This is a genomic window from Philodulcilactobacillus myokonensis (genome assembly GCF_027923585.1).
GTDB classification, from domain to species: Bacteria; Bacillota; Bacilli; order Lactobacillales; family Lactobacillaceae; genus Philodulcilactobacillus; species Philodulcilactobacillus myokonensis.
In genome coordinates this window covers 261,069-274,337 of record NZ_BRPL01000002.1, presented here as the reverse complement: position 1 = coordinate 274,337, position 13,269 = coordinate 261,069, and the positions used below count along the sequence as shown (strand labels likewise).

Sequence of the window (13,269 nt, the reverse complement as noted above, 5' to 3'; positions counted from 1 at the left end):
TTTATTACGTTGGCATGATTTATTTTTATTTTAAAATTTTAGAATAAGCACTAATGATATCATTGTCACTAGCTTTTTTAGATAATTGAGAATAAGAGCCATTAAATACGCATTCACGATGAGATATAAAGATAATATTAACATCTAAGTTCTTTAATTCATAAAGATTATGGGTGGTAAAAATCACCTGTTTATCACGTGAAATGCTATTAAGCAGACTTAATACTAATTGACTATTGATTGGATCAAGACCACTGGTTGGTTCATCAAATAGGTATAGTTTACGATTCAACGTACACATCCCATAAACAAGAATTAATCTTCTCTGTCCACCTGACATATCTCGAAATTTCACATCAGCGAAAGATTTAATTTCATCATTATATATTTGCCTTAATTTGGAGTTGGATTGAATTTTTTTGCCACCCATACTTTGAAACATTTGAATAGCATCATCACCAGATACTTCATTCAGAAATGGTACTCCTTGAGTTTGATAAACAACGTCATGTTTTGAAATCAACGGATCAATTTTTCCCAAACTAGGTTTAGTAATCCCAGCAATCAAATCTAATAAAGTTGATTTACCAACACCATTGGGACCAACAATACAGTTTAATTTTCCATTAGCAGTTTTAAAATTCAATTTTTGATAAATCAATTTATTTTTATAACTAAAAGATAAATCATTCACATTAATCATATCTTCACCTAATTTCTGACCGAAGCTGATTTAATCGGCATCATTTTACTAACAGATAAACCAATTAAACAGTCAATAATAATGACTACCAAGGCTGGTACAATCATTGTTAGATTTACTTTAGAAGTCAAAATCGTACAAACATTACCTAAAAGTTGAATTGGATCAATCAAAAGGAGCCACTGAAAGATTCGATTAGTGGGTGTGAATGTATACGCAAATAATGCAATTAATAATGTCATTCCAGATACAATCGACATCAATTGATGATTAAATCTCATCATTAATACAATATTTAAAATACCATAAGTTGGTAAGTAAATAATGCTGACAATTAAGAACGTTAGCAAAATTGTTTCTAAATCAATTAGATGTAATGACAGCATGACAATAATTGAAAAACAAATTGTTTCAAATAAAGTAATTAAATAATAAAGAATTAATGGTGACAAAATTATCATTAATTTAGATTGAACAATAAATGAATACATTTTTAGAAAACCTGATTCTCTTCTAGCATACGTAACTCCAATCACATTGTTTAAAACGTTTATTAAAACCACATATCCGATGAATGGAATCAACATGGAAATTAAATCATAATTACTGTACGAATTATGTCCAAAAATTTGTTTCCATTCCATAAAATAAAAATACCCGATTGGGAAAATAATCGTATAGATAAAGACAACTTTGTTATCAAGGGTTGCTGCAATATCAAATTTCATTAATGCCTTCATTTTATTTATCATTATTTTCACAATTCCTTTATGATTAATTTATTCTAATCATATCTCATTTGTTTTTAATGTCAATGCTATTTTAACTTTCGATTAATATCATTAATTAAAGCATGATATTTTAATCTTTCTGCTATCCATATAAAAATATAAATAATGATAAAAATAATGGTAAAGTAAATAAACATAATCAAATTAAATGGAAACCATCCAGCTAAAATAGCTAAGATGGAAAAACATATATATGTTACAACTGCATGGGTTATCGTTTGTTTCAGTAAACTCCAGTGATCAATTTTAAAAATAAGTGATGATAAACCAAATAGAATTCCAATCATTGCCCAGATTAACATTGAAACTAATAAAGCAACGCTAGAATTAGCAAATCGATTCACAAACCCAGGATCTGATGGTAAATAATTAATCCTATATATTAAAGAAAATCCTAATGAGATAAATAAACCAATTATAATTCCCGAAAATGCAAATGCAAATAATGCCTTAATATACTTCATCATATTCCTAGCCTCCTCTTAATTTTCGGAACGTACCGTCTTGAAACGTACGAGAAATCATGATTCTTAAAAATTAATTTAATCATCCCCGTATTCGTTAATTCCAAATGATCAACCAAATCAAAATTAACGATTTCACTCCTGGAAATTTGAATGAAATTCTCCGGCAAAATTTTAACTAATTGATACAACCGTTTCTTAACTTCATAATCATGCTGATTCATCTTCACCCAAATGTTTTGTCCGGATGAATAAAATTTAGACACCGATTTCAAATCAAGTGGAACAATTTGATCCTGATGATATCCCCACAAATTGGCATCACTATTTTGCAGTTCACCAATCAATTTATGATAACGATCAGTCATTTGTTTTAAATAAAGGTCAGCATGTTCAGCAGATTGCTTTCCATCAATAAATAGATTAACTTTGATGTTTACCACTTCCTTCAAACAACTTATGACCACATTATACTAATTAAATCGATTTAAAAATGAATTCACCACAAACGGTATCAAATTCATTATCAACGGTTTAAATTTTAAAATAACTAATATATTTATCAAAATTAGTATTAATTTAGCATTAAAATTATGTTAGAATATGCTTAATTTAAATCAATGGAGATGGATACATAATGAAATTAAAATATACAGTTTTAGGTGCTGGCGCCATGGGGCTTCGGTACGGGATCTTACTTCAAGAAGCTGGCTTTGACGTTGACTTTGTTGATACTTGGAAGCCAGAAGTCGAAACCATTAGAAAGCAGAATGGTGTTTACGTTTCAAGAGATGGACAAAATCGTCACCTCGTTCCAGTTAATATTTATTATCCTGAAGAATATAAGGGAGATACTGACGTCTACATCGCGTTTATGAAACAGATGCAATTGCCAGACATGCTAAAGCGCTCCGCCCACTTCTTTAAGAAGGATCAATACATGGTCAGCGGCATGAATGGGATGGGTCACATCGAACAGTTCGATCAGCATTTCGAAAAACAACACGTGATTGGTGGCACCGCATTAATTGGAACCGTTTTAAACCATCCCGGTGACGTTGATTTCATTGGTAAAAAAGGTGCTGGATCAATGCATATGGCTAACCAAACTGAAAAGCCAGATGATGAAACCCACCAGATCGTTGCTGATTTTCAAAAATCAAACCTCAACCCAACTTTGACCACTAATTTTATGGGAACTTTACTATCCAAGGTCATCTTCAATTCAGTCGTCAATTCACTATGTACGATGATGAAAATTCCAATGGGTGAATTTATTCAGGCACCGACTGCCAAACAATTATCCAAGCAATTAATTAATGAAGCTTATGATGTTTGTGAACGGGCTGGGATTAAATTATTAAGCAGCCGTGAAGAAGAGTGGCAGACCATTCACTACGTCAGCCAGACCAGTAATCCACTCCACTATCCATCAATGTATCAAGATTTTTCAAGGGGTCGTCCCACCGAAGTTGACTATATCAACGGTTATTTATATGATTTAGGTGTGAAATATCACTATGAAGCCACAGCTCAAAACTTTTTAAGGAACATGGTTCACTTAGCAGAATTCACTGGTAACTTTGATTTGGATAAATACGTTAAATCAATTCAAGATCAGGAAAAATAATTAGTTGAATTTGGCGAAAAATGTTTGAAAAATGGCGAATTTTTCTATGATTTTGGCGAATTTTTTAAGAATGTTGATTTATCAATGTTTCTAAAGTGCAAAAAATGGCGAATTTTTCCACGATTTTGGCGAATTTTATATTAGAACTAAAAAGTGTCTATTTTTACAAATAGGCACTTTTTATGTATTTTGAATTAGATAAAGATTATTTATTAGCATTTGAATTTATTATAATCCTATTATTTTTATTATCTTTAGAAATTCCATCATATAGAATTACTGTTTTTCCCCTATTTAAGGGCAAATTATGATCCATTTTATAATTAGATGGTATTTGTAATTTTTGGATTTTGTTATTGTTATGAATATTTTTAAAAATATTTAAAGAATTTCTTGAATCATAATTCACAAATATTTTATTTTTGTACTTACCCTTACCATAAAGAACACTAGGGAAGTTAATGATTTTATTTTTTTGTATATCCCAGGTTGTAAATAGAGAATTTAATTTAACATCCATATTATATTTATAGTCTTTTTTATTATTAACATAAACAGGTTCTTTACTAACCTTAACTATTTGAAGAGATTCAGGCTTCACCATCGATAATTGTGCCTCATAAGATTGTTTGATAAAGAAAAGTAAAGCAAGAATCAAAATAACTATTATTACTATTAAAATGTTTTTCTTCTTCTTTGACATACTTATTTTCTTCACAGCTTTTTTATCACTCCTTAACATATAATCTAAAGAAACATTAAAAAAATCACAAATGTAAACTACCATTTCTAAATCAGGTACATTTCGACCAGTTTCCCAACCAGAAATTGTTGCTCTAGAAACATGAAGTTTTTTAGAAAGTTGAGCTTGTGTAATATTTCTTTTATTTCTTAAATCAATCAATTTTTCATTAAATTTCATTTTATCCCCTTTCCAAAATCCATATTAAATTATAATATTAATAATTCCTAGCTATTATTAGTATCAGCAGAATATTTTATTGTGATACAGTCCGTATCATTACGTTCAAGTCAACAATTAATAAAGCAATAAGCAAAATTTGTTTATATAATATTTAATATTTTTTCAAGACAAAAACCAATCCCTAATAAAAGGATTGGTTTCTATTTATCTATTGATTTAGAGTAATTTTCAAACCAATTAAAACATATCCAATTAACGCTAAAATAAAGCCGACCACCGCCATAATAATCCAGGCATCCATAACTGAATATTGGTCTGATAACCACCCGTTTAACACCAATGCAATTAACGTGGCACCAGCATTGAAAGTATTATTTAGTGAAATTAGCGTTGTCCTCACTTCTCCATTGTTTTTAATTTTCTAATCAAAATTTAATTTTAATTATAAAGTAAATTCTATACAATTGTCAATTTAGACAATAAAAACAGCATTCATATTCTGAATGCTGTTTTAAGATTTAAACTAATTTTTCATCAATATAAAAAGTGAGCATAACGTTTATGAGCTAAATGTTTAGCAACTTTCTTATTGTGATAGAAGTGTTGAGTAAACCCAATCCCAGCACTGACTGCTTCACTTAATACCATATACTTTCCACGCTTTGCAATATTAAAGTAGTCTTCGGTGGCTGTATCCGCAAATATATTTTGAATTTGAATCCATTTTATATGTCGATAGTTCATTGATGCAGCCATAATCCAAACCTTCTTATCATTAGCGTGGTGATGCTTATAGAATTTCTTATACCTACCATGATTTAAATTAACTAAATAACTTGAATCAGTATAATGATGACGACCAAAAGTTAATTTACTGGTAATCTTATTCTTAGTAATGTGGTAATAACTTTGATTATGCTTTGAAATGTAGTTATACCAATTACCACGCATTTTTTTAGGAAAATAAGTATAGCTAACGAATTGATTGGATTTAGATTTAGCTGAAGCTTGGTTAGAACTTAAAAAGCTAAAACTAAAATCGGCAATTAATAGAACAACACTTGCAAACAAGATTTTTTTGAACTTCATCAATATGGCCTTCCCTTGTGTTTTTAATTAATATCAGATTGTAAAAAAGTTGGACATGATTAAGCATCTGTTCGCCAATCTTTCGAAATGAATCATCCCTAATCTTCTCAACATACTTAATAATGCCAACCGCCGTCATAAAGACTAAAAAATTTCTGGTAAGTTTAGTTCCTTTATCAAAATAATGAATTGAATTATATCCTTTCAAGAAGGCTTGAATCAATTGATGGTTCAAATGAAAATTTTCATAAAATAATTTAATGACATCCTGATAAGGAACGCCCAGCCGTGCTCTTTCGTAATCAATCAATACCAAATGATGATCAACAATTTGGTAGTTCCTAATCCCAACGTCACCATGGAGAACTACTTTTGATTGAAGTTTAAAATCATTTTGCAACTTTTTTTGGTTGCTTTTAAAAACTTTAAGCATTCTTAGTAACCTTTGTTGCACATAACCATTTTGAAGATGATTAATATCAAAAGATGTTTTTGCAAACAAATGATTAACCACTACCATTGGATGAAATGGTCTAACGTTCTGGTGAAACCGTGCTAAAACCTGTCCCATTTGGTTAGCCAATCGTGGTGTAATCGCTGAATGAATATTTTGCGGTGCGATATCTTTCATCACTAGGACATTCCATTTCGGTTTGGATTGCACCACAAACGTCTGTAAAACCCGGTCGTTCAGCTGTTGATTAACCTTTGTTTCCGTCATGAATTTTGATTTATGATCTTCATTAAAAATTTTTACAAACACCCGTTGATGAAATTGCTGACTGTAGCCCACCATCATTTCATTTAAAGATGCATGATGAATTGGTTTCATATCAGCGTTCAAACGTTGATTAATCATCGGTAATAATTTCATTTTTAAATCCAGTTTCCTAGCCATGCAAACCCAAGACCAAGCCCCACGGTTAAAACAAAATACAGTATCGATTGCCAAACGGCAGCTAAATTCAATTGGACCGTTTCATTCATAAACGTTGAAAAAGTCGTATAGCCACTAATGAATGCTGATGCAATTAGCAATAACCACGTTGAATCAACAATCCAATGGTTAACTAATCCTAACAAAAAGCCGCCTAAAACGTTAATCATAATGGTTGCAACTGGAAAAGAATAATGATTGAACAGTCGAACGGTTTCCAATCGACACACCGCGGCAATTGATGTTATCGCTGCTGCAATTAATATTTTATCAATCATTTCACAACCTCCTCACCATTCTTAGCAAGTAGATTATCCGCAAGCTTTCGACCAATGATGTCCGCAATGAATCCACCGATTAAGTTACCTAAAAAGAATAGGATTGACAGTACTTTGTGATTATTAAATAATAATATCGATTGCATCACAAAGGTTGAAAAGGTCGTGAAACTACCGATAAAGCCTAAACTAACACCGGAAATCAATTCATCCGATGCTTTTAAAGTTGGCAGTAGTGGAATTAAAAACGCCAGTAAGAATGATCCCAGAATATTAATTAAAGTAATTGCAATGTTTTGGTACGATCCAGTCATTAAAACCAAAAATTCTCGTAGTCCGCCGGCAATGAATGCCAATACCATAACATAAATGGTTTTTTTCATTTAAAATTCCTCCAGTTTAGTAATAAAAAACGCCTATGCACCCGTAAAGATACATAGACGTCATCATTCTTTTCAGAAAATCGTGGCGAACGTCATCGCCAATAAATTAATTTAATTATATTAAAAATGATTTGAAATTGCAATTAAGATTTGATTCAATTTTTATTTTATGCAAGCAAGTACTTGCTTTCTATTTTAAAATCAATTATAATTTTAAATAATTAATCAGGAAGAAAGGAAGTTTCAACATGCAATTTAAAAATTTTATTAAAAGCAAAGGTGTTTTAATCGCCTTTCTAGCAATCATTATTTATGGAATCAGTATCTTCTTTATTTATAATTCTGGATACAGTGGAATGCCAAAACAAGTTAACCACCTCCCGATTACCATTGTTAATCAGGATCAAAAGGCACAAAATTTAACCCAAAAATTAAAATCAGCGGTTCCGTTTAAGGACGTTAAGGTCAAAACTAATTTAAATGACGCTAAGCGTGATTTTAAATCTCAAAAATCATACATGGTCATTAATATCCCCAGCAATTTTTCAAGCCGCGTTAAACATAATCAAAAAGCTAAATTAAACTTTTACATCAATGATTCTGTTCAATCAACCGTTGCCAGCAGTATGAATCAAGCTGCTAGCCGCATTAGTAGTAATATTGACAAGAATATTACCGTTCAAAAGAGTAAGGCGATTCTAATTCAGTCCCAAATGAAGAAATTAAATGTTGCCATCCAAACTAAGCAAAACGAAATGAAGCAGGAAGTTGCACAGCAAAAAGCTCAAATTGCTGCTTTACCAGTTGCTCAACAACAAATTGCAGCTCAACAGTTGCAGCAAAAGGTAAATGATGCACAAAAGCAGTCCCAAAAAGAAATCCAATCCAAAAAGAATCAGATTAATCAGAAGGTTAATCAGGTTTATACACCCGTTGAAAATTCAATTAGCACTAACATTTACCACGAAAATAAAATCAAAACTGGTTTGAACCGGATGTTAGCACCATTCTTTGCTAACCTAGCAATTTACCTTGGTTCAATGTTAGGAATGTTACTGCTATACAGTGTTTATGCAAAATATGCTAAAATCATTGGCCGAGTTATGTCATTCATTGATTTAGAACTAACCATTTTCTTACTTTCAATCATTGGATCATTAATTGTATCTGGCGTCATTGCCCTCCAAGTCGGTAATTTAAACTCTGGATTCGTAAACCTATTCATTAATCACGCTATCCTAGCATTTGGTGCTTACAACATTAACGCCATCGCAATTTTGTTACTTGGTCAAATGGGAACTGGTATCAACATTTTCCTAACGATGCTCCAAGTCGTTGCTGGTGCTGGAATGGTTCCGGTCCAAGCCATGAATGGTTTCTTTAAATTTGCTCATAACATTGCACCGATGTACTATGGAATTCAATCAGATTTTAGTATTATGTATGGTGGACAGTTATTATCTAACCTATGGGAACCGGCAATTATTCTATGCATTGGTCTAATCGTTGTAAATTTGATTATTATCATCTTTAGAAAGAATCAACCAATGACTGACTTTAGCTCCCTTGGTTAAAATTTATATAATCAGGTGAAAATGATGGCAAATAAAATCAGCACTGATGATAAAATCATCAATGCTTTCAAAAAATTATTAATTCAAAATGGGTATGCCGAAACGACTACTAGAAAAGTTGCAGAAGAAGCACAGGTAAATGAAGTTACTATCTTTAGACATTTTAAAAATAAAGAAAATATTTTAAAAGAAATCATCAACCGTTTTCTAAAACAAATTGAGAATTTAAACTCCACTTTTATTCCAACTGGTCATCTTGAAAAAGATTTGATTCACATTTCAAAGGAATACTATAAGCAAATCAATAAAAATAAGACCTTCCTTATTCTAGGGCTACAATTGTTGCACCGCTCCCCAAAGTTAAATGGAATTTTATCTGAGCTACCCAGGAAAGCACAGAAATTGGCCATTTATGATTTTAAAGCCTTGCAAAATGCCGGCGAAATCAATTCTGATGTTGATATTAACGCTGAGTCTAATAATTTCTTACTAATTAATTATGGTCATTTTATCTTTAAGGGATTTTATAAAATTGGCATTAATCAAGATGAATTCATTGAACAAAATATTAAAACTTTCATCCGTCATTTAGAGTAAGCTATAAAAAGCTAGAGCAAAAATAATTTTGCCCTAGCTTTTTGTTTTTAAGGTTCTGCCCATCTAGCAAGTAAGTCACCAATCAATTGAATTGCAAAGACGATGATTAGAATTAAAATTAATGAAATGATGGTGACATCATTTTCAAAACGATTATAACCGACCATGATGGCTAAATTACCTAATCCACCACCACCAACGGTCCCAACCATAGCCGTCAAGCTAATTAAACTAATTAGCGTTACAACTGATTGTCTGATCAATGTTGGCAATCCTTCTTTTAAATAGACCCTGAAAACAATGCCAATTTTAGTCGATCCCATCGCTTGAGCAGCTTCAACCATGCCAGGATCAACACCTAGCAATGAATCTTGAACCTGTCTAGAATAAAATGGAATCGTTCCAATGATCAAAGGAACAATTGATGCGGTCGTCCCAATGCTAGTTCCGACAATTAAACGGGTAAACGGTGCAATCACAGCAAGTAAAATGATGAAAGGAATCGATCTAAATAAATTCACAATTTTATCTAGAATGTCATAAAAAGCTCGATTACTAGCAATTCCACCTGGTCCAGTAACAACCAATAAGACACCAATGATAATTCCTAAAATTCCTGCAATCACGGCGGTGATAAATGTCATGAAAAGCGTTTCTTGGGTTGCTTGGACAAATTGGGATGTCATATGCGATGCGTTTGGAAAATATTGTTCATACCATTGCATTTAAACCGCCTCCTGATCTAAATCAATTTGGTTAAATGAAATTCCACGATGACTCAAATAGTCCTTTATTTTGGATAATGATGCTTGATCAGCAGGCAATTCAATCACCAAATGACCGACTGGAACATTTTGAATGAATTCAATATTACCAAATAAAATGCTAGATGCAATTTGGTATTTTTGATAAAGATCAATGATGATTGGTTTGGATGTTTTATCGCCCACATAACGAAGTTCTAAAATGTTTTTATCTTTTAATGCTGGCCAATCAGCAACCTTTTGAAATGATGATTTCAAATGAATGGATTCATCAACGAAGCTGCGCGATAAGTTCGTTTTAGGATGGGTGAAAACGTTTAGTAGACTATCATTTTCAACAACCTTCCCGTCATCCATAACGGCAACCTTATTACAAATTGATTTAATTGCATCCATTTCATGGGTAATCAAAACGATGGTTAAATTCAAGGTTTGATTCAATTTCTTTAGTAATTTTAAAATGGATTGAGTTGTTTTTGGATCTAGAGCACTCGTGGCTTCATCACTAATTAAAATTTGGGGATGGTTAGCTAATGCCCTAGCAATTGCGACCCGTTGCATTTGGCCACCTGATAGTTGTTTGGGATAGACAGAACGTTTATCTTCCAAACCAACTAGCTTTAATAAACGATCAACTTCTTTTCTCTTCTGATCATTCGGTTTAAAAATTAACGGATAAGCAACATTTTGAGCAATCGTTTTAGTTTGCATCAAATTAAACTGTTGGAAAACAATTCCAATGTTCTTTCGTTCATCCCTTAATTTCTTCCCAGATAAATGGGTGATTTCTTGATGATTGACAGATACTTTCCCACTAGTGGGCTTCTGTAAACGATTGATCACCCTTGCCAGTGTACTTTTACCAGCACCAGAATATCCAATGATTCCATAAATATCACCACGTTCAATCTTCAATGAAACATTTCTAACCGCGTGGATAACGTGTTTCTTTTGCTTAAAATCAACGTTCACATCACGTAATTCAATTAATGCCATTTTTACATCCCCCACTTGTTTACTTTAATTTAATGTTCCAAGCTGGAATATCTGCATGGTCATAAAGTTTGTAGATTCGTTTGGCATTGGATGAAGTCTGGTATGCTTTAACAACTTCTTTTAATGTCTTATTATTTTGATCAGATTTCTTAGCTGCAATTAAATTAATGTAAGGTTCGGATTGCTTGTTAACTTTTTCTCTAAAGATGGCATTGCTTGGATTTAATTTAGCATCTAATGCAAATGTATTATTAATAATTGCAACGGTAACATCATCTAATGATCTTGGTTCTTGTGAACCATCCAATGATGAAATCTTCAAATGTTTAGGATTGCTAGTAATATCACTAGTGGTTGGCAATGGTTTATTATCCAATTTAATTAAACCTTCGTTGGCTAAAAGATGAAGTGCACGGCCACCATTGACAGCATCATTTGGAATTGCAATTTTATCGCCATTCTTAATTTGGCTAACGTTTTTAATCTTGTGAGAATATGCACCGATTGGTGACAAGTATGTTTTACCAATTGAAACTAGATCGCCATGATTAGTTTTATTCCAATTATCTAAGAATAATTTGTGTTGAAAAGCATTCAAATTAATTTCACCATTTTGTAATGCACCATTGGGTTGAGAATAATCAGAAAAGGTAACTAATTTTAATGTAATCCCTTTTTTCTTCAATTGTGATTTCAATGGGTTCCAAATCCTTTGATCATCGGTCCCCACAATTCCAACTTTGACAACCTTGCTACCTGAATTTCCACAGGCAGCTAATGTAATTGGTAAGGCTAAAAGAGCCACAGCTAAGCATAAATATTTAACAAATTTTTTCATTTTATAAAACCCCTTTTACAATTATTTATTTTTAAATTAATTTCATTCGCCAGTTTCACATCATCTAGACCACATCCTTAAATTTTTCAACAAAAAAAGCATCCGTCCTTTCATTTTGAAAGGGCGAATGCTTCGCTGTGCCACCTAACTTTATAGATTAAACCCATTAGTTTAGTCTACCTCATCAGAACCATTTTGATTCCTAAGCGCGATATCAGGCGCACCCGATGTAGATTTACAAAACGTTCATCTACATAAAAGCTCCAAGACCATTTTCATGACTTCAAAACTGCTTGCTTTCACCAACACAAGCTCTCTAGGCGTTCATTCAATCAATACTTATCTCTTCATTGCTTAACTTCTGTTTATTAATTACTTTGTATTATAAACTCATTAGAATAAATGTCAATCATATTATAATTATTTAATGAATTTCAAAGAAATGTTTTTTGATTGATTATTGAACATCAATCCGCTAACGTTTTAATTAATAACTGTTAGGAGGATTCATTTTGAACAACCAAACTTTAAAGACATTATTTAATCACCGTTCAATCCGTAAGTTTAAACATCAAAATTTGACGCAAGAACAGATTAAAACTCTTTTAAAAGCAGCTCAACAAGCATCCACCAGCCAGTTTGAACAGCAATATAGTATCATCAGTGTCACTGACCCAAAACAATTGCAAGTGATTGCAGATGTCACAGGATTTGATTTTGTTAAAAGTGCTGGCCAATACTTCCTATTTGTTGCCGATCAGCACCGCAATGAACAAATTTTAAAATCAATTGATCCAAATGCTGATACATCTAATCTGCATTCAACTGATAAATTATTAGCTGGTATACACGACGTTGATTTTGCGATGCAGGCAATGCTAACCGCCGCTGAAAGTATGGGATTAGGTGGCGTCGTCATGGGAAGTATTTATAATGACACATCAAAAATTATTAAGGCGTTTAAATTACCACAACTGACCTTCCCCGTTTTAGGATTAGCACTAGGTGTACCAGATGAAAAATCAATTGTGAAACCACGGATTACCCCATCCATCATTCATTACCAAAATGTTTACAACGATGATATTAATCAGGATCAATTAAATCATTATGATCAAATTGTCCACGATTATTATCAAAAACGACCGTCTGGCAACCGCAGTGAAACGTTTACCCACCATTTAATGAGTGACTTGCAGAATAATCCAATCAGAAAAAACATTTTACCAAATTTTAAAAAACAGGGATTTTTAAAATTATAAAGTAAAAAAACATCATTTCAAATCAATGAAATGATGTT

The 13,269-nt window shown here is 32.1% G+C and carries 17 protein-coding genes, 1 riboswitch and 1 other annotated feature; of the genes, 4 read left to right on the top strand and 13 right to left on the bottom strand.

What is annotated here, in order from left to right; all coding sequences use genetic code 11:
* Positions 1–25 precede the first annotated feature (25 nt).
* The 4 genes from WR164_RS01400 to WR164_RS01385 all read right to left on the bottom strand — a co-directional run bounded on the left by WR164_RS01400 (position 26) and on the right by WR164_RS01385 (position 2,401).
* Positions 26–703 (bottom strand): AAA family ATPase, encoded by a 678-nt coding sequence (locus tag WR164_RS01400; protein WP_286135761.1) that lies wholly within the window; start codon positions 701–703, stop codon positions 26–28.
* An 8-nt stretch (positions 704–711) separates the two neighbouring features.
* The gene (locus tag WR164_RS01395) at positions 712–1,431 is read right to left on the bottom strand and encodes a hypothetical protein (RefSeq protein ID WP_286135760.1); all 720 of its coding nucleotides are present in this window, start codon (positions 1,429–1,431) and stop codon (positions 712–714) included.
* A gap of 89 nt (positions 1,432–1,520) precedes the next feature.
* On the bottom strand, positions 1,521–1,961 hold the full coding sequence (locus WR164_RS01390; RefSeq protein WP_286135759.1) for a DUF3021 domain-containing protein: 441 nt from the start codon (positions 1,959–1,961) through the stop codon (positions 1,521–1,523).
* Positions 1,958–2,401 (bottom strand): LytTR family DNA-binding domain-containing protein, encoded by a 444-nt coding sequence (locus WR164_RS01385; protein ID WP_286135758.1) that lies wholly within the window; start codon positions 2,399–2,401, stop codon positions 1,958–1,960. The genes WR164_RS01390 and WR164_RS01385 overlap by 4 nt, the downstream gene beginning before the upstream one ends.
* A gap of 194 nt (positions 2,402–2,595) precedes the next feature.
* Between WR164_RS01385 and WR164_RS01380 the strand changes: the two genes are divergently transcribed.
* On the top strand, positions 2,596–3,588 hold the full coding sequence (locus WR164_RS01380; protein ID WP_286135757.1) for a ketopantoate reductase family protein: 993 nt from the start codon (positions 2,596–2,598) through the stop codon (positions 3,586–3,588).
* A 205-nt stretch (positions 3,589–3,793) separates the two neighbouring features.
* Here WR164_RS01380 and WR164_RS01375 read toward each other — a convergent pair whose 3' ends face one another.
* The 6 genes from WR164_RS01375 to WR164_RS01350 all read right to left on the bottom strand — a co-directional run bounded on the left by WR164_RS01375 (position 3,794) and on the right by WR164_RS01350 (position 7,200).
* On the bottom strand, positions 3,794–4,510 hold the full coding sequence (locus WR164_RS01375) for a helix-turn-helix transcriptional regulator (protein ID WP_286135756.1): 717 nt from the start codon (positions 4,508–4,510) through the stop codon (positions 3,794–3,796).
* Between the two features lie 211 nt (positions 4,511–4,721).
* Positions 4,722–4,913: a hypothetical protein gene (locus tag WR164_RS01370; RefSeq protein ID WP_286135755.1), complete on the bottom strand. Its 192-nt coding sequence runs from the start codon at positions 4,911–4,913 to the stop codon at positions 4,722–4,724.
* A 134-nt stretch (positions 4,914–5,047) separates the two neighbouring features.
* Positions 5,048–5,602 (bottom strand): hypothetical protein, encoded by a 555-nt coding sequence (locus WR164_RS01365; RefSeq protein ID WP_286135754.1) that lies wholly within the window; start codon positions 5,600–5,602, stop codon positions 5,048–5,050.
* A complete protein-coding gene (locus tag WR164_RS01360; RefSeq protein ID WP_286135753.1) occupies positions 5,547–6,500 on the bottom strand; it encodes a phosphotransferase family protein in 954 nt (317 codons plus the stop codon). Before WR164_RS01360 ends, WR164_RS01365 begins: the two co-directional genes overlap by 56 nt.
* Entirely contained in the window at positions 6,479–6,817 is a 339-nt protein-coding gene (locus WR164_RS01355) for a fluoride efflux transporter FluC (protein WP_286135752.1), read from the bottom strand. Before WR164_RS01355 ends, WR164_RS01360 begins: the two co-directional genes overlap by 22 nt.
* Entirely contained in the window at positions 6,814–7,200 is a 387-nt protein-coding gene (locus WR164_RS01350) for a fluoride efflux transporter FluC (protein ID WP_286135751.1), read from the bottom strand. Before WR164_RS01350 ends, WR164_RS01355 begins: the two co-directional genes overlap by 4 nt.
* Positions 7,201–7,247: 47 nt before the next feature.
* Positions 7,248–7,309, bottom strand: a riboswitch (Fluoride riboswitch).
* A 139-nt stretch (positions 7,310–7,448) separates the two neighbouring features.
* On the opposite strand from WR164_RS01350, the gene WR164_RS01345 reads away from it, so the two are divergent.
* Both WR164_RS01345 and WR164_RS01340 read left to right on the top strand, forming a co-directional pair.
* Complete coding sequence (locus WR164_RS01345; protein ID WP_286135750.1) at positions 7,449–8,774, top strand: YhgE/Pip domain-containing protein; 1,326 nt, start codon at positions 7,449–7,451, stop codon at positions 8,772–8,774.
* A 24-nt stretch (positions 8,775–8,798) separates the two neighbouring features.
* The gene (locus tag WR164_RS01340) at positions 8,799–9,371 is read left to right on the top strand and encodes a TetR/AcrR family transcriptional regulator (protein ID WP_286135749.1); all 573 of its coding nucleotides are present in this window, start codon (positions 8,799–8,801) and stop codon (positions 9,369–9,371) included.
* 47 nt (positions 9,372–9,418) lie between these two features.
* Here WR164_RS01340 and WR164_RS01335 read toward each other — a convergent pair whose 3' ends face one another.
* Genes WR164_RS01335 through WR164_RS01325 form a run of 3 tightly spaced genes read right to left on the bottom strand, consistent with a single transcriptional unit; the run spans position 9,419 to position 11,969 of the window.
* A complete protein-coding gene (locus tag WR164_RS01335; RefSeq protein WP_286135748.1) occupies positions 9,419–10,096 on the bottom strand; it encodes a methionine ABC transporter permease in 678 nt (225 codons plus the stop codon).
* A complete protein-coding gene (locus WR164_RS01330; RefSeq protein WP_286135747.1) occupies positions 10,097–11,131 on the bottom strand; it encodes a methionine ABC transporter ATP-binding protein in 1,035 nt (344 codons plus the stop codon).
* Positions 11,132–11,150: 19 nt separating this feature from the next.
* Positions 11,151–11,969 (bottom strand): MetQ/NlpA family ABC transporter substrate-binding protein, encoded by an 819-nt coding sequence (locus tag WR164_RS01325; protein WP_286135746.1) that lies wholly within the window; start codon positions 11,967–11,969, stop codon positions 11,151–11,153.
* Between the two features lie 116 nt (positions 11,970–12,085).
* Positions 12,086–12,329 (bottom strand) — a binding site (T-box leader).
* A gap of 152 nt (positions 12,330–12,481) precedes the next feature.
* Here WR164_RS01325 and WR164_RS01320 point away from each other — a divergent pair.
* Positions 12,482–13,231, top strand: a complete 750-nt coding sequence (locus WR164_RS01320) for a nitroreductase family protein (RefSeq protein ID WP_286135745.1) — start codon at positions 12,482–12,484, stop codon at positions 13,229–13,231.
* Positions 13,232–13,269: the final 38 nt, after the last annotated feature.